This is a genomic window from Pseudomonas sp. SB113, assembly GCF_040754745.1.
Classification (GTDB): domain Bacteria; phylum Pseudomonadota; class Gammaproteobacteria; order Pseudomonadales; family Pseudomonadaceae; genus Aquipseudomonas; species Aquipseudomonas grimontii.
Window position 1 is genome coordinate 38,479 of sequence record NZ_JBFMHW010000003.1, and the last position, 20,707, is coordinate 59,185.

At 59.4% G+C, this 20,707-nt stretch carries 15 protein-coding genes; 8 read left to right on the forward strand and 7 right to left on the reverse strand.

Going from position 1 to position 20,707, the window contains the following annotated elements:
• Positions 1–8: 8 nt before the first annotated feature.
• A complete protein-coding gene (locus AB1462_RS04860) occupies positions 9–1,007 on the reverse strand; it encodes a LysR substrate-binding domain-containing protein (RefSeq protein WP_367246279.1) in 999 nt (332 codons plus the stop codon).
• A gap of 60 nt (positions 1,008–1,067) precedes the next feature.
• Between AB1462_RS04860 and AB1462_RS04865 the strand changes: the two genes are divergently transcribed.
• The 3 genes from AB1462_RS04865 to AB1462_RS04875 are packed head-to-tail and all read left to right on the forward strand — an operon-like array spanning position 1,068 to position 2,808.
• Complete coding sequence (locus AB1462_RS04865; protein WP_069787744.1) at positions 1,068–1,628, forward strand: sugar ABC transporter; 561 nt, start codon at positions 1,068–1,070, stop codon at positions 1,626–1,628.
• Positions 1,621–1,947: a hypothetical protein gene (locus AB1462_RS04870; protein ID WP_069787743.1), complete on the forward strand. Its 327-nt coding sequence runs from the start codon at positions 1,621–1,623 to the stop codon at positions 1,945–1,947. Before AB1462_RS04865 ends, AB1462_RS04870 begins: the two co-directional genes overlap by 8 nt.
• A 21-nt stretch (positions 1,948–1,968) precedes the next feature.
• A complete protein-coding gene (locus AB1462_RS04875) occupies positions 1,969–2,808 on the forward strand; it encodes an MBL fold metallo-hydrolase (RefSeq protein WP_259191486.1) in 840 nt (279 codons plus the stop codon).
• A gap of 45 nt (positions 2,809–2,853) precedes the next feature.
• Here the strand turns inward: AB1462_RS04875 and AB1462_RS04880 are convergent, their stop codons facing one another.
• Positions 2,854–3,762, reverse strand: coding sequence for a LysR substrate-binding domain-containing protein (locus tag AB1462_RS04880; protein ID WP_367246281.1), 909 nt, complete (start codon positions 3,760–3,762; stop codon positions 2,854–2,856).
• Between the two features lie 153 nt (positions 3,763–3,915).
• Here AB1462_RS04880 and AB1462_RS04885 point away from each other — a divergent pair, with 153 nt between their 5' ends.
• Positions 3,916–4,620 (forward strand): type 1 glutamine amidotransferase domain-containing protein, encoded by a 705-nt coding sequence (locus AB1462_RS04885; protein ID WP_259191483.1) that lies wholly within the window; start codon positions 3,916–3,918, stop codon positions 4,618–4,620.
• 3 nt (positions 4,621–4,623) lie between these two features.
• Positions 4,624–5,817, forward strand: coding sequence for an MFS transporter (locus AB1462_RS04890; protein ID WP_259191482.1), 1,194 nt, complete (start codon positions 4,624–4,626; stop codon positions 5,815–5,817).
• A gap of 276 nt (positions 5,818–6,093) precedes the next feature.
• On the opposite strand, the gene AB1462_RS04895 is transcribed toward AB1462_RS04890, so the two are convergent.
• From AB1462_RS04895 to treR, 5 genes are all read right to left on the reverse strand, one after another.
• Positions 6,094–8,397 carry an autotransporter outer membrane beta-barrel domain-containing protein gene (locus AB1462_RS04895; protein WP_367246283.1) on the reverse strand — a complete coding sequence of 768 codons (2,304 nt, stop codon included), beginning with the start codon at positions 8,395–8,397 and terminating at the stop codon, positions 6,094–6,096.
• A gap of 326 nt (positions 8,398–8,723) precedes the next feature.
• Positions 8,724–9,503, reverse strand: a complete 780-nt coding sequence (locus AB1462_RS04900) for an alpha/beta hydrolase (RefSeq protein ID WP_367246284.1) — start codon at positions 9,501–9,503, stop codon at positions 8,724–8,726.
• Between the two features lie 193 nt (positions 9,504–9,696).
• Positions 9,697–11,769: a TerD family protein gene (locus tag AB1462_RS04905; protein WP_367246285.1), complete on the reverse strand. Its 2,073-nt coding sequence runs from the start codon at positions 11,767–11,769 to the stop codon at positions 9,697–9,699.
• 235 nt (positions 11,770–12,004) lie between these two features.
• Positions 12,005–15,058 (reverse strand): membrane-targeted effector domain-containing toxin, encoded by a 3,054-nt coding sequence (locus AB1462_RS04910; protein ID WP_315338552.1) that lies wholly within the window; start codon positions 15,056–15,058, stop codon positions 12,005–12,007.
• Between the two features lie 66 nt (positions 15,059–15,124).
• Complete coding sequence (treR, locus tag AB1462_RS04915) at positions 15,125–15,829, reverse strand: trehalose operon repressor (protein ID WP_259191478.1); 705 nt, start codon at positions 15,827–15,829, stop codon at positions 15,125–15,127.
• A 222-nt stretch (positions 15,830–16,051) separates the two neighbouring features.
• On the opposite strand from treR, the gene treP reads away from it, so the two are divergent.
• The 3 genes from treP to AB1462_RS04930 all read left to right on the forward strand — a co-directional run bounded on the left by treP (position 16,052) and on the right by AB1462_RS04930 (position 20,620).
• On the forward strand, positions 16,052–17,494 hold the full coding sequence (gene treP, locus AB1462_RS04920) for a PTS system trehalose-specific EIIBC component (RefSeq protein WP_090400654.1): 1,443 nt from the start codon (positions 16,052–16,054) through the stop codon (positions 17,492–17,494).
• A 94-nt stretch (positions 17,495–17,588) separates the two neighbouring features.
• The gene (gene treC, locus AB1462_RS04925; protein WP_259191476.1) at positions 17,589–19,235 is read left to right on the forward strand and encodes an alpha,alpha-phosphotrehalase; all 1,647 of its coding nucleotides are present in this window, start codon (positions 17,589–17,591) and stop codon (positions 19,233–19,235) included.
• 164 nt (positions 19,236–19,399) lie between these two features.
• A complete protein-coding gene (locus AB1462_RS04930) occupies positions 19,400–20,620 on the forward strand; it encodes a carbohydrate porin (protein WP_259191475.1) in 1,221 nt (406 codons plus the stop codon).
• The last annotated feature ends 87 nt before the right edge of the window (positions 20,621–20,707 follow it).

The following is a 20,707-nucleotide window of genomic DNA, read 5'->3' on the forward strand; positions in this document are numbered from 1 at the left end:
GATCTTTCCTACGATTTAACGGCTGCTCCCTTCTTCGCTTCGTCGAGCAGCCATTGAGCGAAAGCTTGTATTGGCTCTCTGCCCAATCCGATGGGCTCAGGGAGGATGAGGCAGAAGGTTTTGGAGATGGTTTTTCCCTCCGGCCACGGGGCGATCAGGCTTCCTGACGCAAGTTCGGTTTCAACGTACAGGCGCGGTACTAGCGCAACGCCCAGGCCGGCCAATGCGGCTTCTATCAACATTCCATGGAGATCAAAGCGTGCGCCAATTGCAGGATTGGTCAGCGGGCTTCCCGTCTCCTGGGCGTAGTGTTGCCAAGCTTCAGGGTTCTGTCGTCGGTGAAGGCGCGGTAATTCATCCAGTGCGGTTGTTCGATTGCGTCCTGTCAGAAGTTCAGGATGGCAAACCGGAACCAGCACTTCATGCAAAAGTTCGTGAGTCCGCATTCCCGTCCACGCTGGGTGCTCGAAATGGATGGCAGCATCGAATCCGCTCCCGGCCAGGACGAAGGGTTCCATGCGCTCGGCCAAATGCACAGTAATGTTCGGATGCTTCTGCTGGAATCGTCCCAAGCGAGGAATGAGCCATCGCATCGCGAACGTCGGGATAGTGGCAATGTCCAGGCTTGCGCCATCGTTCGGCTGCCCCATTAAGTACTGACTGTCCCGATCCAAGCGGTCAAGCGATTCGCGAACTTGGACCGCGTAACGCTCTCCGTTAGGAAGGAGTCGGACGCGATTGCCGACCCGCTCGAACAGCGTGACCCCGAGGAAGGCTTCCAGCCTGCCAATCTGGCGACTGATGGCTCCTTCAGTCAAAGACAGTTCCTCTGCCGCGCGCGCGAAGCTGCCGTGGCGCGCAGCCACTTCGAATGCCATCAGTGCCGTGCTGCTGGGGATCTTCCTTCGCATGAGCGTTCCTAGCTTAAAACTGGTGATCGGTTTAGCTTGATTTTTTGTCACTGAAGCATACCGAAAAATCGTTTTATACGTCGATTTCCAGGTCATACCATGATGAAACATCAACAGTGAGGACCGAACGCACAAGCGATTCGGTAGCGTGATTCCATGATCTATACCGTCGAGTGCAGCTTTGCCGACCCAGCCAGCGAAGCAGAGTGGAATGATTTCTATAGCCTGGAAAAGCTACCCGCGCTTATTTCCGTGAGCGGGTTCCATACTTCGCAGCGCTTCAAGGCGTTTAGCGATGGCTGCCCTGTCTACCTGGCCATGCACTCGATCGACGGTCTGGCTGTGCTTGAGGGTGACGAGTATCGCCAAAAGGGCGGGGGCAACTTCGCACGCTGGCAGCAGCACATCACCGATTGGCACCGCAATCTTTACGGCGGCCTTGAGCGTGCGCCTGCCATCGGTGAAGGCGAGCATCTGATCGTGAGCGCAGTCGGTCCCGAGCCGCTCATCGAGATGGGGCTCACGCCTGAGCAGATGTGGGCCGTCGCATTGGAGAAGTGTCCTGAAAACAGGTGGCTGGCGAAGCTGGATAGCGCCATTAGTCTTGGTGTAGATACCCTTCCGAAGAACGTGCATCTCTATGCCCCGATGACCGTGCAATTGACGAGTGGCAGAGGCGCAGAGCCCCAGACGCAGGTGCAGAACCGACATGCCTAACCTGACGATCTTCATCCAGGCGGACGAGATGCCACCCGACGCAAATCTGGCGGAACTCACCGAACGATGCACTCGACTTTGCACGGACGTCCTTCAGGCGGCGCTGGACAACGTGCATGTCATCTACGTCGCTGCCCGCCAGGGGCGTGGGCATCCTGCTTACGCGGAAATCAAGTACCGCCTCGAACCGTTCAGAACGCCATCGGTCATGGACGATTTCATGGCGCGACTGGATGAGGCAATAAAACGCCATGCGGGGCTAACGGCGCGCATCCGTTGCTTTGGCTATCCAGCCGATACCATCTACGCGCGGAACTGATGACCCGCAAGGAGTGCCGCAATGAACGACATGAAATTTCCAGGCCAGCAGATCGGCGAGTTTTCGATCACGGCCATCAGTGACGGATACCTTTGCGCAAGTCTAGATCTTCTCTCCAATATCGATCCTATGGAGGCGTCCAAGTTGCAGCAGGACGCAGGTGTGAGCGATCCATTCTCAATCCACATCAACTGTTACCTGGTGCGTGGAATGGGCCGCACGATCCTCATTGATGCGGGGGCTGGTGGTTTCAAGCAGTGGGGCGGCAAGCTAAAGGCGAATCTCGCGCGTGCTGGCGTGCAACCCGCTGACATTGACACCATTCTTCTGACCCATGCACATCCCGACCATGTTGGGGGGTTGCTTGACTCTTCAGGGGAAGCAGCCTTTCCCGATGCAGAGCTAGTCGTCCACCAGCGTGAGGTTTCTTTCTGGGAGGACGATGGCAATCTCAGTCGAGCGAGTGAACGTGCTCGTGGCAACTTCCTGTTTGCTCGGAAGGTGTTCGATCAGTATCGGGAGAAGACGCGCCTGTTTACTGATAGCGAAGTTCTCCCTGGCATTAGTGCGATGCCCCTTCCGGGGCATACCGCAGGACATTCCGGTTATCGTCTCGATTCCAATGGTCGTAGTCTGCTGGTTTGGGGGGATATCGTTCATTTCCCCCAAATTCAGATTGCTCGTCCCGACGTATCGATTGCATTCGACCAAGATCCGCTTCTTTCCGCCGAAACACGATCCAAACTATTGAATGTTGTTAGCTCGGATAAGATTCTTATCGCGGGTATGCACCTTGGCGAACTCGGTTTTGCACATGTCGAGCGGTTAGGCAAGACCTACAAAATTTCCTACGAAACTTAGCGGCTGTTCGAGATGCCTACGATGCGTCGGCAGCGTCGAATGAGGTCATTGATCCCACGGCGCCTCCTGCCAGCGGTCGAACAGAAAATCGCTGAACGCCGTCATCCGGCGCGGCACGGGTTCGCGCCGCGCCCGCACGATGCTGATCTTCGAGGGTGTGGCTTCCCATTCAGGCAACACGCGCACCAGCCTCCCGTCGCGCAGTTCCTCGTGAATGTCCCAGGTCTCGCGCAGCGAGATGCCCAGCCCGGCCACGCACCACGCATGTAGCACGTCGCCGTTGTCGCTGCACAGCGTACCGCTGACCGCGACAGGCGTCTCCCTGCGGCCCTTGCGCAGCGGCCAGGTGCTTTGCAGCAGGCCCGGATAGGCGAACACCAGGCAGTTGTGCCGTTCCAGTTCTTCCGGCTGCGCGGGACTGCCATGCGCCTTCAGGTAGGCGGGAGACGCAGCCAGGATGCGCCGGTTGTCGGCCACGCGCCGCGCCACCAAGCGCGAATCGGCCAACTCGCCCATGCGGATCGCCAGGTCGAGGTCGCCGCTATACAGATCCTGCACCTGATCGGACAGGCGCAGGTCGAAACCGACCCTGGGATGCAGGCGGCAGAAATCGTGGATAGCCGGGGCCACGAACTTGCGCCCGAACGGCGTGGGCGCGGTCAGGCGGATAGTGCCGCTCAGTTCCTGGCTGCCGCCGGTCGCCAGTTCCTGCACTTCTTCCAGCACCGCCAGGGCAACCCGTGCGCGCTCGGCGATGGCGCGGCCTTCGCTGGTGATGCGCAAGTTACGGGTGTTGCGCTCGAACAGCGTGGTGCCCAACGCTTGTTCCAGCCGGGCGATCTGCTTGCTGACCGTCTTAGGCGCGAGGTGCAGGTCGCGTGCGGCGGCGGAAAAGCTGTGGCGCTCCACAACATGCACGAACACCGCTAGGTCATCAAGATTGCGCAGGGCCATTTGGGTCATTCCGGGGAAAGTGTTTGTCTATTTTGGTCATTTAAACGATATACCGGATTCACCAGAATGAGGATCCCAACTTCCCACGCTGCGACACGCATGCCTCCGTTGGAGGTGTCCGGTGGTGTGCTCGATTCGCTGCAGGAGCTTCTGATGACCCAACGTATTCTTTTCGTCCTGACCAGCCACGACCGCAAGGGGCCGGCCGGCGCCGCCGATGCCGCGCCCAGCGGTTTCTATCTGTCCGAGGTCACGCATCCGCATCGGGTGCTGGCAGACGCCGGTCATGCGGTCGATTTCGTCAGTCCCAAGGGCGGCAAGACGCACGTCGATGGACTCGATTTGGACGATCCGATCAATGCCGCGTTCTGGAACGATGCGACGCTAAGAAGCGCCACCGAGAACACCATGGCACCCACGCAGGTCGATCCCGATGCCTACGCCGCGATCTTCTACGCCGGCGGCCACGCGACGATGTGGGACTTCCCGGACAACGCCGAACTGGCGGCCATTGCGGCGTTCATCTACGAGCGTGGCGGCGTGGTCGCGGCGGTGTGCCACGGGCCGGCCGGGCTGGTAAACCTCAAGTTGTCCGATGGCGGCTATCTGGTAACGGGTAAGGACGTGTCGGCCTTCACCAACGAGGAGGAGCGTGCGGTCGGCCTGTACGACACGGTGCCCTTCCTGCTGGCCGATGCTCTGCAGGAGCGTGGCGCCCGGCATGTGCCTGCGGCGAATTTCCAGGCGCAGGTAGTGGCGAGCGAGCGCCTGGTGACGGGGCAGAACCCGGCCTCGGCCAAGGGCGTCGCGGAAGCGATGCTGCCCCTATTAGCGGTGACAGCCGAGAAGCGAGCCTGAACCATGAATCCACGTATGCCTTTCGTCATCTACGTCTTCGCGCTTTGCGCGTTCGCCCTGGGCTTTACCGAGTTCGTCACCATCGGCCTGGTGTCCACTATTTCCGCTGATCTGCATGCCAGCGTCAGCCAGGTTGGCGCGGCGGTTACGGCCTACGCGCTGGGTGCGGTGATTGGTGCACCCGGCCTGACCGCGCTGGCAACCCGCTGGCCGCGCAAGCGGCTGCTGCTGGTGGCGATGGGGCTGTTCACGTTGGGCAACGCTGTAGTCAGTCTGTCCGATGCACTGACACCCATGCTGGTGGCCCGCTTCGCCTCCGGCCTGGGACATGGGGTGTTTCTCGCCGTAGCATCCAGCGTGGCAACCCAATTGGCGGGCCGACATCGCGCCGGTGCGGCGGTGGCCGTGGTGTTCGGCGGCCTGACGCTGGCACTGGCGCTGGGCGTACCGCTCGGCACCTACCTGGGCAGCGTGTTGAGCTGGCAGGTCATCTTCATGGCAGTGGCCGCAAGTGGTGCCATTGGGTTCGTCGGCCTGCTGGCCCTGATGCCGACAGATCGCAACGATGCCTCGGCGCAGGCCAATGCGATGGATGGCCTGAAAGCCATGTTCAATCAGCATCTGCTGGCCGGAGCCGGTATCACCGTGTTGGCGTATGCGGGATCTTTCGCGCTCTACACCTACATTTCGCCGATCCTGCTGCAAGTGACGAACGTGAGTGAAAGCATGGCGAGCCTGTTAATGCTGGGCTACGGCGTGATGGCCGCCATTGGCAATGTGTGGGGCGGGCGGCTGACCGACCGCAAGGGTGCCGACTTTGCGGTGATGACTGTGCTCGTCGGCCTGGCCGTCGTGCTGTTGGCGATATGGGCATCGGCACCATCGTTGCCGTTGATGGTGTTGCTGACGGGCCTGCTGGGTGCGCTGACCTATGCGGCGGTGCCGGCCTTGCAGGCGCGGGTGATCGGGCTGTCGCACATCCACGCGCCGCAGGCGCCAGCGGTGGCGGCTGGGCTGAACATCGCCGGCTTCAACGGCGGCATCGCGTTGGGTTCGCTGCTAGGCGGGGCCAGCCTGGAAGCGATGGGTCTGACCAGCACGGCCTGGGTCGGTGCGGTTGCCGTGGGCCTGGGGATCGTCTGGATGCTCTGGCAGATGCGGCGTCCCACGTTCCTGGGCGCAAGAACTCATATGTAGGTGAACAATGGATCTTCGGCATCTTCGCTGCTTCCTGGCCTGGGAGGCATGCAAGCACCCGTCATGATTGGGAAGGTATATCTCAAGGTATATGAGTTTGTATGTTCTTATAACTAATTGATTTTAATGATATTTTGTTTATTTTTGATAATGGGGTGGGAGTAAGGTTGATCTGCAACTGCCTGTTTACAAGTAAAAAATAAGATCGCTTTACCATCAGCCTCAAACAACAAAGCCCGCATTAGCGGGCTTTGTTGTTTCAGACGAAGACGTTGATCAGAAGTCGTAACGCACGTTCGCAGTGAAGGTGTCGGCGTCGAAACCACTGCTGGTCAGGTAGTTGTACATCCCTCCCACGCTCCACGCGCCCACGCGGTAGTTCGCGCCCAGTCCCAGCTCGTAGCTGTCGCGCGCCGGTGTCGCGCCGGTGGTGGTGAACGGGGTACCGCCGAGCACGAAGGTGGAGGTGGTGTCAGCCTTGTCGCCGATGAAATCGTGCCAGGCCATCAGCTTGGCTTCCGGTTCCAGGCTGCCTGCACCTACGTCAAAAGCGGCCGCCAGGCGAGCACCCAGGCCCATTTCGCCGATTTCGTAACGCTGGCTGCCGACGTTGAGAGCGGCTGAGCTACCTTTTTCACGGTACGAATCAATCGATACGTTGGCGTAGCGCGCACCGACCTGTGGTTCGAGCAGCCACTGCTTGTCGAGCTGGAAGGTGTAGCCTGCCAGTGCGTTGACGCCGAAGATCTCACTGTCATAGTCGGCCTTGGCGCGGGTGCCGGCGATGTAGCGTTTGGACTCGTTGTCGTTCCAGCCATACATCAGCGAGGTGTCGACAAAGAAGTTGTCACGGGCCCAGTTGCCGTACAGGGTCAGTGCATGGCCTTTGACGTCGGTTTTGTTGCCGAGGTCGGATTTGACGTCGCTGGTCAGGTAGCTGTAAGCCAGGCCCACGGTGGTGTCTGCGTTGAGCTTGCCGTCGGCACCCACGGCGATGCCGTTGGTGTTGGCGTCGTAGCCGTCGATACCGTGGCGGCTGTCCTGGTTGGCATCGCTGGACAGCGCTTGCAGCCATACGCCTTGTTCTGCCAGGACGTCACCGGAGGACAGACCGCTACGCGCTTTGCTGGCGCGGCGGTTGATGGCACTTGCGACCAGGTTCTGGCTGTTGGTGGCGGCGTTGATCGCCCCACGGCTGACGTCCGGGGTCAGGGTTTCGGCAAGTTTGGCCAGCTCTTCACTGGTGGCGGCGTTGGCGAAGCGCTGGAATACCGGGTCGCTTTCGTCCATCTGGCCCAGGACCGTGTTCTTGAGCGGCGTGATGGCGTTCACCGCGTTGCGCGAACCACGGGCACTCAGCAGGTCTTGCGTGATCACCTCATCACTGCGGGTGGCAACCAGTGCTTTCACGTCCTGGCCTTCGATGCCGAAGTTCCTCACCTCAAGCAGTGCCGAGGAGGAAACCACGGACAGGTTCTGCGGGTCTTCCCACGTGCCAGAGTTAATGAGGGTGTAGCGGGTGCCCTGGGCCGACGTGCGGAAGTCATCGGAGCGAGCCTGCAGTTCGATCTGGCTGCCTGGAGAGAAGAAGGTATTGCCGGTGACTTTCAGGATCGGCGTGTTGGGCAGCGTGTTGTTATCCAGCAGCAGCCGCAGGCGCGCAGTGTCGCTGTCCATATCGAGGTCGCCCACAATCGTGGTCTGCGGGCGAAGCAGCGTCAGGCGGCCACCGTCGATATCGACGTAACCGGCGCGGATGGTCGAGCCATCGAACATCGCGTCCCCCTGCACCAGCACACCACTCAGGCCCAGCAGGTCACCCTTGACCTGACCACCCTGCCAGTAGAAATACGAAGGGGAGGCATTGTCGTCCGCCAGAATGGCTGCGGTGCCGCCTTCTATCAGGCCACCTGTCTGCCTGATGGAGAGGGTGTCGAAACCGCCGGAGGTGTCGAGACTGCGAAAGCGGATACCAACCCCGTCAGCGGAGATAGTCCCGCTGTTGTTGATATCACTCTGGAAGGGAGCGCCTGTCATCTGACCCGTAAAGCGTGCCTTCTCGATGTCGATACCCACAGAGTCGATACCACGCGCGGTGATAGTGCCCGAGTTATTGATGCGCGCCTGGGTCGAGGTGATCAGCATGCCTTCGGCATTTGCGCCAGTCACAGTGATGTTGCCGTTGTTGTTCACTTCACCAGCGATCTTTGCCAGATACAGGTCCAGCCCGACGACGGCGTTGCCGCTCACCGTAATGTCGCCATTATTTACCAAGTCGCCACCGACGTTGGAATTGAGGGTCATGGCGATACCGGACGGGAAGTCGGTGGGGTTGGCAGCCGTCAGGTTGATGTTGCCCTGGTTGACCAGGTTGCCCGCCAGCGTCACGTTGTTCAGCGCTACACCTGCGTTTTGCGACGTCCCGGTGAAGGTGGCGTTATTAAAAACATCATCGGAGCTGCTGTAACCCCCGGTGCTCAGGTCGTGGTTGAGGTCGGGTGCGGGTGCGGCATGGACCGTGGCAGTGGTAGCCGCGACGGACAGCGCCAACAACGAGCGGCGCAGGTGGGAAATTTTCAAGGCAGTATCCTTACAGGGCAGAAACTGACAGGGAACAACCCACGCGTCAGCGTCTGTTTAGGCATCCCTGCCAGCTTGTCAGTGAAGTGCTGATTCAAGCGCGTTCAAATTTACACGATGCTTGTAGGGCAATTCATCATAAAAACAACCAATGACGAGAAAAAAGCTAAAAAGTGCGACGCTACAGATGTTTTTTGAGTCTTTTTGGGGTTATTCAGCAATAATTGGAACTTTAGAGGGTGGTTGCGGTCCCGCCCGGGTCAGGCAATAGGGGGAATAGCATTCGGATGTTTTCAACCGGTCTACCCACCCTGAATTCCAGCATTTTAATGTGCTAAAGGAGTTTTGGCCCATTGGCTCCATATCGCTTCCCACCCACTATCATGGCTCACACTTGGTACATGGACGCTTTGGGAGAGGGGCGAGCCAAGCGCCTGTTGGTACCTGTCAGCTAAAGTAGCTGGAATAATCAGGTCTGCTTCTCCGATGAGATGGCGCTGGGGTATCAAGGCGAGTCGATTACGATAGTCCAGCGGGTCCAGTGAACCGTCGAGTGGCGACAGTCCTTTCATCTTCGCCCACAGACGTGGACTGAGATTGCCAGCAAGGGTTTGCACCTGGGTAACATCATTGCGCTGCGCCGCTAACAATAATGCTAGAGCGGCTCCACCTGAATACCCCACTAGTTCGAACTCACTATTGCCATATCGCTGTTTTATTTGGTCCAGCGCCTGGCTGAGGCGGGTGACCACTTCCTGAGAAAATCGTCGATGGGTCCAGAGTGCTGATTGACAGGCTGCGGCCATGACGAACTGGCAGGGGCGTGCCAGGTAAGCATTCGGTGTCGGATCATCGACCGCCAGCCGTGGCACTAGCAGATTGTGCGGGCTCGGATCCAGGCTGGGTTGAGTGGCCGTCGCCCAGGCGTGGCCATCACCTTCCAGGTAAACACGCAGGCGAGTCATCTTTTCTGCAGTGCGCGGCGCAAGTATGACGAGGGGGAAGGCGTGTCCCGACAGGACGTCCAATTGTCGGCCGTGCTCCTCAGCCAGTTGTTGCAGTGCCTCGCGCGGCGATTGGCAGGCGATGAGAAGCGCGCTGATCATCACCATCCAGGCTTTATTGAAACCGGCCAATTTCCGACGATAGGGAAAGTGTCTACTCATCATATGTCACAACACAGCTTGGCAATGGAGGCATCGGCAGCAGTCAGTTATGACTGGCTGGCATTTTTTTTGGGGTAGAAAGTTCCGACGCAAGCGCTGTCGTTTTCAATGAACGGCAGGGCTGGCATAGGTATTAAAGGAACTGAGATCGAATCAAATCCGTATCGAACGGTGTTATTCCTTGATCAGGCGCAAACACCGCCTGTGCCTGCTGCGTTGAAGCCACTCGTTCTCCCCGTGCTCGAGCATGTAAATCGAACAGCGTCTCCAGATCCGGCCTTGGGGTGTGTACCAAAGCTCGCAGCATCAACGATACCCCACTGAGGTTGTTCTGGACGTTGTTCCACCACGGAGACGAAGTGAGCCCCAGGTCGGCCCAAATCATGCGTCGCTCCTGCAGGTCCATCACGAATGGCAGGCAGATTGCTGTGTTGGAAGCGATATCGATACGGTCGAACACGGAGCGCGGCTCGAACACTTCACCCGACGCCACGTCGACGCGGGCCATCCAGCCAGCGAAGCATTCTGGAAGATCGCAGTACGGCTGTTGGGTGAATGAGTTGATAGACGTGACGACATAACGGACACCCTTCTCGACAAGGACGTCGAGGTCAAGGTCGATGAACTCCGAAGCCCCCTTGGGCGCATCGACGATGTCGCCACTGTGGTAGCCACCGAAGCCCTTCAGGTTGTAGTACGCGACTGTTTGTTTGAACACGAAGTTGGCGTCGAAAAATGCTGCGGACAAGTCGATGTCCGTGCGTTCACGCCCGTTTTTCCACCACAGGAACAGGCGGATGAAACGTGTGTCAGGCATAGGTAGCCGACTGCCACGCACCAGCGTACGTAGCGACTTCGATGAGGCACGTTGCGACAGTGGCACCCTGTATTCGCGTAATGCTGGATCGATGAAGCAGCGGCCTAGTGGCGGCAGTGAAGTAAAACGCGTTACGAGAGCGTCCTCGCAGATGCTGGCTGCACGAGCCAGCACGGCGGGAGCGAGAGGTTCACGTCGATCCTTGATCCCATAGATTTTGGCAAACGCACCTTTTGGTGTGAAGGCCCGCAGGGGGAGGGGACGCGGAGCACGTAGGTGGGCCAGCAACTGCAGCAGAACAGGAGAGGACACCTGGGCAGCAACCGCCTCAAACGCGTCGAGAACCGGCTCTGGTTCCGTCGCACGCCGCAGGGCCACGTCCAGCCGTCGTGCGAACTCACCAGGACGGCTCTGTAATATCGGCGTAAGCGTGGCGATGTGGCGCTGGGCAAGTAATGTTTCGACACGTGATCCAAATGAAGCGGGCGCCTCGTTGCGCCGTGCTGCCGTGATCGCGGCCAGTGCTCGTGGGTACTTATCGGCGTAGTCGCCCGGATGCAGTACTTCAGCCAAGCGTTTCCAACGCTCGGCATGTCGCATCACGTCTTCTGCCGCGTTGGGTATGTGGTCGAGCAGGCGCAACAACAGACGGCGCATCGAGCGCTTCATCGCGGTGAAACGGGTCGAAGCGGTCGTCAGTGACACGTCCCCTCCATTCAGCGCGACCGCGAGTCGTAGCACGTCAGTCGCCGTTTCGACGTTTCGCTCCAGGAAGGCGTCTACTCGTGCATCGCCGGCCACATGCAGGATAAGTGCGCCGCCAACCTGTGCACGGATTTCCCGGAACGGGACGGCCTCAGGCAGTAGACGGAACACATCGCTTTTGTACTCTCGGATAAACCAGGCGACATCGGCAGTTTCCTCTTCGGAGAGCGAGGTGCGCGATGAAACGAGCGGCCCGAGCAGTGACTCGAATTCGGAGACGCTTCCCGGTTCGATAACGCGGGATATGAAGTTGCCTTCCAGCATTGGAGGGCGAGCGAGTTCAGCCGGTGGTAAACGCCGAAGCGTGAGGTAGTGCATGACGGCGTTAAGGTACAACTGCGCCTCTGAGGCCGTCAGAACCTGCTCTGGAAAGTCAGGATAAAACGGCCTGTGGTGTACATGAGCGCCAGTTTCCCGCCTAAGGACTCCGACAATTTCGCGCAGCCAGTGCTTGAGTTCTGGCGCTGACAACAGGCCGATTTGCTCAATCAGAGGCTCTGATAGTACGCATCGGAACGCCGTGACTTCACGAACAGCCGACGCGACCTGAGCGCGCGTGGCACCGCCAGTGCCCATCGGGACGTGAACTTTGCTACGGCGACGCAGGAACAGCCCCTGATTCATGCTTGATTTTCTCCTTAGGCCGTCGTCGTGGACGAGCTGTTGCATCGTTCTACAGCTGATGTAAAAACGCCTGCAAGAAGCAGGCGCGGTGTGGAGAGCGAAACCCCTAGGTCATAGGAGGTTAGAAGGAAGGTGTTCCATAGCCACGAACGCATTCTACGTAAGGCTGTATCTGTTTGTCAGGTCGCTGAGGATCTCAACGGTAACAAGCTGCTTCGCCTACGTGCTCGAAGGCTTAGCGCGGCAGCCTGCTTTGCAGGCTCATCCCGGTGTGGTTGAGCGCTCGGGACAATCTGTCCAATGTGGGGAAATGCACCTGGTGCACCAGCGGCCAGGTGGGGCGTTCAATGACGAAACTGCCATCGGCCAATCGTGCAATTGGGGTCATGACGATACCCTGGCTTCGACTGTGGTGGTACAGGGTGTATGAACCTTGGGACTCATCGATCAAATACATGCCCTTGCGGAACAGCAGTCGCTGGTTCTGCAGGACGGTGCGCTGTACCGGTGGTGCCTCGACCTGTACGCGCAGGTCGGCGTGCAGGGTGTCGAAGCTGTCGTCCGGACCGCCTTCCGGCGCTATCACGTCGTGATCGACTTCGATGCCAGGGTCCATGCGCAGATCGTTACCTTGCCCTGGGTATACCTCTTCAATACGTAGTCCGATCCCTCCCTCCAGTTCGCTGAGGCCTGCCACTTCCCTGAACGTGTTAGTGCTGGTGGAATGGGTCATGAGCAGCCATTTACCCCCCCTATTCAGGGCTCTGTCGGCGCGAAAAATTGTGTGACTCAGGTAGTTCCTCGCCATTTGCTCTGTGCGACTGACGAGGGGATCGGGGTATTTGAAGTGGGCGGCACAGTCGATGGCCTGGACGCGAATGCCATTGCTCCTGGCGGTTTTGACCAGTTCAAGTTCATTGAATTGTCCGGTGGGGTCGGTACTCATTCTGCTCAAGCTGGCTTCCAGGTCTTCCGACATGAACCCGTGCTGGAAGTAATAATTCAGGTCGTCTTGGGTGAAGTCGTTGAGCAAGCGTCGCATGTAGACGGTCTTGACGCCCTTGCGGGCAAGCAGCGGCATGTTCTCGATGATCAGGCGTGTGCTGGTGACGCGGTCCAGGGTTTCGCCGATGACGACGCCTGGCAAATCCTCCGGCAAACTTTCGATCAGCTCACTGAATGAAGTTGAAGGTTCAACCGCCGGAATGACCGGACGTTGCGGCAAGCGCGGCCAGGACAGTTCACGGTAGAAATTTTTGGCCGACTGCACCAGTTTGCCGTGGATGCCGCCGAAGTAGTGGGTGTAGCGGTCTATGTGCAGGAAGCGGCTGTGAATGTGGATCTCGTTGAGCCCAAGCGCCCACTTTCTCAGCTCGGGACGTGTCGAGGGCGGGGCGTCGAACTCGGTGGTGACCCGGCGAGTCGCGGTCGATGTTGTGGGTTCGGTTGCAGCCGGTAGTCTCGCGGGCGGTGTCTCTGGAACCGGCCGAACCTTGGCTGCTTTGCTGGAGTTACCGCCTCCACCCTTCAACCCCCGGCTACCGCGCAGCGGTTCCCACTTGCCCAGTTCGTTCACGCGTACCGGTATGGAACCGGAGAAGCTATTGGGGTTGGCCGGGTCGACGATGGCCCAGTGGCTTGGGCCGTTGAGGTCGTTTTCATACCGGATGTAATAGGGCTTATCGTTCATCATCATTGCGGTTTGAGGCATACCGTCCGACGTTTTCAGGGTATAGACCTGATAGAACTTTCCAGGCGCGGTGTTGAGGGTTTCGCCTTCCAGTATCAGGTTGCTCTCATAATGATCTGGTACTTCGTTTGTCGCGACCGGCTCATGGGGTTCCGGGGCTTCCACGGATACCTCTGCGAAGCTGTCCGAGGCCTCGGCGATATCCGGCAGTACCCCGTCGACTTTCAACAAGCCCAGATTGAACAGGCTATCGATAGCACTGAACACCGCACCTTGCTCCCCGGCCCGGCGTTCCTCCAGAGTTCTGCCGTTGACGGCCTGGTCGATATTGAGCCCCAGGCTGGTCACGCTGGCGCCGATCACCACCAGTGCCACCGGCCCGCCCACCACCGCCATGGGGCCGAAGAGTTTACTGAAGGCGTTCAGGTAGCCGACCCAAAGTTTTTTGCGCAGTTCGCCGTTGCTGTGCAGGCAGAAGTCAGCATCATTTTTCATGCGTGCCTTGCTGGAGCGGGCCAACCAGGTAAACGCATCGCCCTCAATGGACTGGTCCGCCTGATTAATCAGGTGGTGATTCCACTGGCCCCAGGTCACGAACAACTGATCGATCATCGCATTCAGGCCCTTGTCCACCCAGTCCGGCGGCAGCGTACCGGTCAGGGCCTGGCCGGTGCGGTAAATCAGCACCGGGGTCACCAGCATCTGCTTCCAGGTCACGGCGTCGGTATCATCCTGTTGGATCTGGGCCGACAGCGGAAAGTGCGTCATGAACTGTGCACGATTTTCCGGATGGTTGGTTTGACACAGAAGCCAGAAGTGCAGGTCGGCAGGCGTCTGGAAGCAGTGGAAGGCTTGGGCTTCGCCAGGCACATAGACAATTTGCCGGCCGTCGCTGTCGATGATACGCAGGGTATCGCTGGCGATATGCCCGCCAATATCCAGCGCCGCCAACCTCAGGCCCGGCGTGGCGGGCGCCTCGGTTTGCAGGTTGGCGACGGTCGGTGGCCAGCTCAGGTCGCTGGCAACGGCTTTGATCGCCGTCTGGAACTGCGCATCGGTCAGGTGCCTGGCCTGCCGGGCTTGCAGGGCCTGGGCGAGGAAGTTGACCTTGGCCAGTGTGCGGAAGTCGTCTTGGTGAGTGCCCCAGAAGTTGTCCATGTGGGCGGCATAGCGCTCGCTGAAGTTGATGTCCCAGAAGTCGTTGAGCACCGCGCTGGCGGACAGGCGTACCTCGTTACTGCCATCGAAAAGACGTGCGTCGGGCCCCACGCTATAGAAACCGCCGTCACCGTCGAGCAGGTCGGCATTGTCCTGGTCATGAAGGCTGAAACGGTGAATCACCAGTTGTGACAGGGTCATGGATTCCAACGGTTTTTCGTTATGGACCCAGCCGGTAAATGCTTGGGAGTCACCTATGCCACCCTTGAATCGGTGCCAGTACACCTGCTCAGGGTTCAGGCCTGCGAGGTCATGCCGGGCGAGAATTTCTCGGGCTGTGTCGGCCGCCAGCTTCTGCATGTTCGGGCAGGTGTCGAGCACCGCAGGTGCCAGGGCCTTGAGCTGTTGTTGGGCGGCGGAGGAGGTATCGGTAATCGGCATGCTGTTCTCCTGGGGCGATGGAGAAAAAAGCATGCCGGGACGACTGGGCAATGAAGCGGTAGATAGTTAGCGCCGAGCGATGTCGGAGAAGTAGAACTTGTCCAGCGTATGCCGCGACTCGGTGTATTCGAACTGCCGCCCATCCGCCAGAAACGTCTGGTTGCTTACCACGATCACGTGGCTCTGGCCGTCCAGGTCCAGGTGCAACTGATCATCCTTGCCCCGTGGCAATGCTTCGATGGTGCGCTGGGCGTAGCTGATCTGCAGCTGCAGGGTCTGCTCGATAAAGGCGTAGATCGACTGCTCGGCGATCGCGCGGTCGAGCCCTGGGATCAGGTCGGCGACGAAGTGGTTGATGTCGAGGATCACCCGCTTGCCACCGATGCGTCGTACCCGTTTGATGCGCGTGATCAGGCTGCCGGCTTCGGCTTCGATGTGCTCCAGCAGTGGCCCCTCCAGTGGGAACTGCGTGAACTCGACCACGTCGGTGCGTACGTCATCCCCCAGGTCCGCATGGGTTTCGCCGAAGCTGACAATCCCGCCCAACTGGAACTCGATGGGGTTGGGCGACAGCACGAATGTGCCTTTGCCATGGATCTTCTGCGCAAACCCACGCTCCTGCAGCTGCTCGATCGCCCGACGCACGGTGCCACGGCTGGCCTGGTAGCTGTCCATCAATTCGGTTTCGGAGGGCAGGCGCGTGCCGCGTTGCAGGCGTTCGGTGGTGATGCTGGCAAGCAGATCGGTATAGATCTGGTTGTATTTGCTCATGGGATGGCTCTGTGCCCGTCTTTATGAAGGTGAACTGCGCGTTCAAGGCAGGAACCTTAGAGGCAGAGGGTGGGTTTGTCCATTGGGCCTTGGAAAACCCAAATCAATATTTACAACTCGTACAGACGAGTTGTTGCTTTAACTCGTCTGTACGAGTACTTTTGGCTTCGGCGTGCTGCCAATGACTGCCCCCAATAAAAAAAATCAAAGTGGAAACCAAGCATGAGCCACGACTATTCGAACATTGCCCGCGAGATCCTCGAGCACCTCGGGGGCAGCGACAACCTTGAGCAAGCTGCCCACTGCGTGACCCGCCTGCGCCTGGCGCTCAAGGATCCGGGCCTGGTCAACAACAGTGCGTTGAACCAGGTCGATCTGGTCAAGGGCTCGTTCTTCACCGGCGGCCTGTTCCAGGTGGTGATCGGCCCTGGTGAAGTGGAAAAGGTCTACGCCGCCCTGCGCGAACAGACCGGCCTCGCCGCCGCCACCATCGCCGACGTGAAGAAGAAGGGCGCCGACAAGACCAACGCCATGCAGCGTCTGGTGCGGGTGTTTTCCGATGTGTTCATGCCGATCCTGCCTGCGCTGATCATTGCCGGCCTGCTCATGGGCGTGAACAACCTGATGGGCGCCAAGGGCATGTTCATCGAGGGCCAGACGCTGCTGGAGGCTTATCCGAACCTGGATGGCCTGTGGAGCCTGATCAACCTGATGGCCAACACCTCGTTCGTGTTCCTGCCGGCGTTGGTGGGCTGGTCGGCGGCCAAGCGCTTTGGCGGCAGTGAAATCCTCGGCATTGTGCTCGGCCTGATGCTGGTGCACCCGGACCTGCTTAACGCCTGGAACTACGGTAAGGCGGTCGCCGGCCTCGACGGCCAGAGCCTGCCGTACTTCGATATTTTCGGTTGGTTCAAGATCGAGAAAGTCGGCTACCAGGGGCAGATCCTGCCGATCCTGATGGCGGCGTATGTGATGAGCGTCATCGAGAAATGGCTGCGCGCTCGCGTGCCCAACGCCATTCAACTGCTGGTCGTGCCGATCACCACCATCGTCGTTACCGGCGTGCTGGCGTTGGCGATCATCGGCCCGGTGACCCGTCATCTCGGCATCCTGATTACCGAAGGCGTGGTCACCCTGTTTGACCTGGCACCGATGGTTGGCGGAGCGATTTTCGGTCTGCTGTACGCGCCGCTGGTGATCACCGGCATGCACCACATGTTCCTCGCCGTCGACTTGCAATTGATCTCCACCCAGGGCGGCACTTTTATATGGCCGATGATCGTGATGTCCAACCTGGCCCAGGGCAGCGCCGCGCTCGCGGTGTTCTACACCACCCGCAATGCGCGGGATAAAAGCATGGCCTCGACCTCAGCGATTTCCGCTTACTTCGGCATCACTGAACCGGCGATGTTCGGGGTGAACCTGCGCTTCAAGTTTCCGTTTTATGCGGCCCTGGTGGGCTCGGCGCTGGGCAGTATTTTCCTGTCGCTGAACAAGGTGCAGGCCTCGGCCATCGGCGTCGGTGGCTTGCCTGGGTTTATCTCGATCGTGCCGCAATCCATCTCGATGTTTGTGATCGGGATGGTCATCGCGATTGTCGTGCCGTTTGTACTGACCTGTGCGTTGAGCATGAAGATTGTTCGGCCCGGTTATCGCGTCGCCTGAACTATCGCTATCGGGGGCAAGCTCCCTCCCACAGGGGGCTTGCCCCCGATGAGGCCAGAGAGGCCTGCACAAAACTCTACTGAAGGAACCCACCATGCAAGACTGGCAACACTCGGTGATCTACCAGATCTACCCCAAAAGCTTCCATAGCCACGCGGGTAACGCCACCGGTGACCTGCTGGGCATCGTGGACAAACTCGACTACCTGAAATGGCTGGGCGTGGATTGCCTGTGGATCACGCCGTTCCTGCGCTCGCCGCAACGCGACAACGGCTACGACATCAGCGACTACTACGCGATCGACCCCAGCTACGGGACCATGGCCGACTGCGACCTGCTGATCAGCGAAGCGGCCAAGCGCGGCATCAAGCTGATGCTCGACATTGTGGTCAACCACACGTCCATCGAGCATGAGTGGTTCCAGCAGGCGCGCAGCAGCCTCGACAACCCCTACCGCGACTTCTACATCTGGCGCGACCAGCCGAACAACTGGGAATCCAAGTTCGGCGGTTCGGCCTGGGAATACGAGGCGCAAACCGGCCAGTACTTCCTGCACCTGTTCGACCACACCCAGGCCGACCTCAATTGGGATAACCCCAAGGTGCGTGCCGAGGTGTTCAAGTTGATGCGCTTCTGGCGCGACAAGGGCGTGGGTGGTTTCCGCCTGGACGTGATCAACCTGATCTCCAAGCCCGCCGACTTCCCCGAAGACAACAGCGACGGCCGCCGCTTCTACACCGACGGCCCGAACGTGCATGAATACCTGCAGGAGATGCACCGCGAAGTCTTTGACGGCCATGCCTTGATCAACGTCGGCGAGATGTCGTCCACCAGCCTGGAACATTGCATCCGCTACTCGAATCCTGAGTCGAAAGAGCTGTCGATGACTTTCAACTTTCATCACCTGAAAGTCGATTACCCGAACCTGCAGAAGTGGGTGAAGGCTGACTTCGATTTCCTCCAACTCAAGCAGATCCTCTCCGACTGGCAACAGGGCATGCAGGCCGGTGGCGGCTGGAACGCGCTGTTCTGGTGTAACCACGATCAACCCCGGGTGGTCTCGCGGTTTGGCGACGACGGTGAGTACCGCGTGGTCTCGGCGAAGATGCTCGCCACCGCGCTGCACTTCCTCCAGGGCACGCCGTTTGTGTACCAGGGCGAAGAGCTGGGCATGACCAATCCGGGCTTTGACAGCATCGATCAGTACCGCGATGTGGAGACCCTGAACATCTTCCGCCTCCAGCGCGATGCCGGTGAATCCGCAGCGGCGAGCATGGCGGCGATCATGCAGAAGTCCCGCGACAACGGCCGCACGCCGATGCAGTGGAGCGCGCAACCCAATGCAGGTTTCAGCACTGGCGAGCCCTGGATCGGCATCCCGGCGAATGCCGCGCAGATCAACGTTGAACACCAACTCGATGATCCCGACTCCGTGCTGCATCACTACCGCGCGCTGATCGCCTTGCGTCGTCATGAACCGCTGATTCAAGAGGGCGTTTACCGCCAACTGCTGCAAGACCATTTGCAGGTCTGGGCGTACCTGCGCGAAGGCCACGGCGAGCGCTTGCTGGTGCTGAATAACTTCTACGGCCAGCCCTGCGAAATCCAGCTGCCCGATCACGTCATCAGCGCCGCTACCGAGCAACGCCTGCTGATCAGCAACTACCGCGACTGCCCGCAACGCACGGCTACGGTCGTCCTGCGTCCCTACGAATCGTTCGTGCTGCACCTGATCGATTGATACGCCTCCTGTAGGAGCGAGCTTGCTCGCGAAAAACCTGAGAGCGCCGCGTTAAACCAGTATCGCTGCGTAATCGTTAGCGTTCTTCGCGAGCAAGCTCGCTCCTACGGGGAATCGTGTCGTGCAAGGACAGTAATAAAACAATAAAAATAGAAGGAGCATTCATGAAAACAACAATAAAGCTGGGCCTTGTTGCATCCTGCCTGAGCCTGCCATTCGGTGCGCAGGCCCTGGAATTTGCCGGTTACTTACGCAGCGGCGCTGGGACGTCAACAGGCAGCGGCAAGCAGCAATGTTTCCAACTGCCGGGGGCACAAACCAAGTACCGATTGGGCAACGAATGCGAGCAGTACGCCGAACTGGAATTGCGCCAGGACCTGCTGACCCTCGACGACGGCTCGGTGCTCAGCGTCGACGCCATGGCGTCGCTCTACAACAAGTACGACCGCGCCCTTAAATTCCAGGGTGAAGACAACGGCTCGGCGCGTATGCCGCAGATGTATGCGCAGTGGTCGAACCTGCCGGCCCTCAATGGCGGTTCGCTGTGGGCCGGTCGGCGTTACTACAAACGCAATGACATCCATATTTCCGACTTCTACTACTGGAACCAGAGCGCCACCGGCGGCGGCATCGAGGACGTGCTGATCGGCGACCTCAAATACAGCTACGCCATATCGCGCAAGGACAACCTGTACCAGAAGGAATATGCCACCCGTCATGACTTCAACGTGGCGGGCTTCAAGACCAACCCCGGTGGCGAGCTGGAGCTGGGCTTGAGCTATATCGAAAAGGCCGGCGGGCGCGACACCAACAGCGGTTGGGCGCTCACCGCGCAGCATGTGCAAAAAACCTTTCTGGGCGGCAAGAACAAATTCGCCCTGCAGTACGGCGAAGGTCCCGGCACCGGCCTGGGCTACACCGGCAATACCTTCCTGGATAACAGCAGCAAAAGTTATCGCGCCGTGGAGTTCTTCGACTGGCAAGTGACCCCGCGCTTTGGTGGGCAGATCGAAGCGGTGTACCAGAAGGATATTCGCCCCGGCAGCCAGGACCAGACCTGGATGTCTATCGGCGTACGCCCCGCGTATGCGATCAGCGAACAATTCAAACTGGTCACCGAGCTTGGGCATGATCAGGTCGATGCCACCGGCGGCACGCGCAAGCTGAGCAAATTTACCTTCGCCCCGACCTGGTCGCCCAAGGGCCCGGATTTCTGGGCGCGGCCGGAAGTGCGGTTGTACTACACCTATGCGACCTGGAACGAAGCGGCCAAGCGCGCAGCGAATGAACTGGCGGCAGGCTCGGCGTTGTCCGATACCGGCGCCTATGGCACCGCGCGGCATGGGTCGAACGTTGGCGTGCAAGTCGAATACTGGTGGAAATAAGTGTGGGCGGGGGCTTGCCTCCGATAGCGATGTGTCAGGCGGCACAGGTATTGGCTGACCCTCTGCCATCGGGGGCAAGCCCCCTCC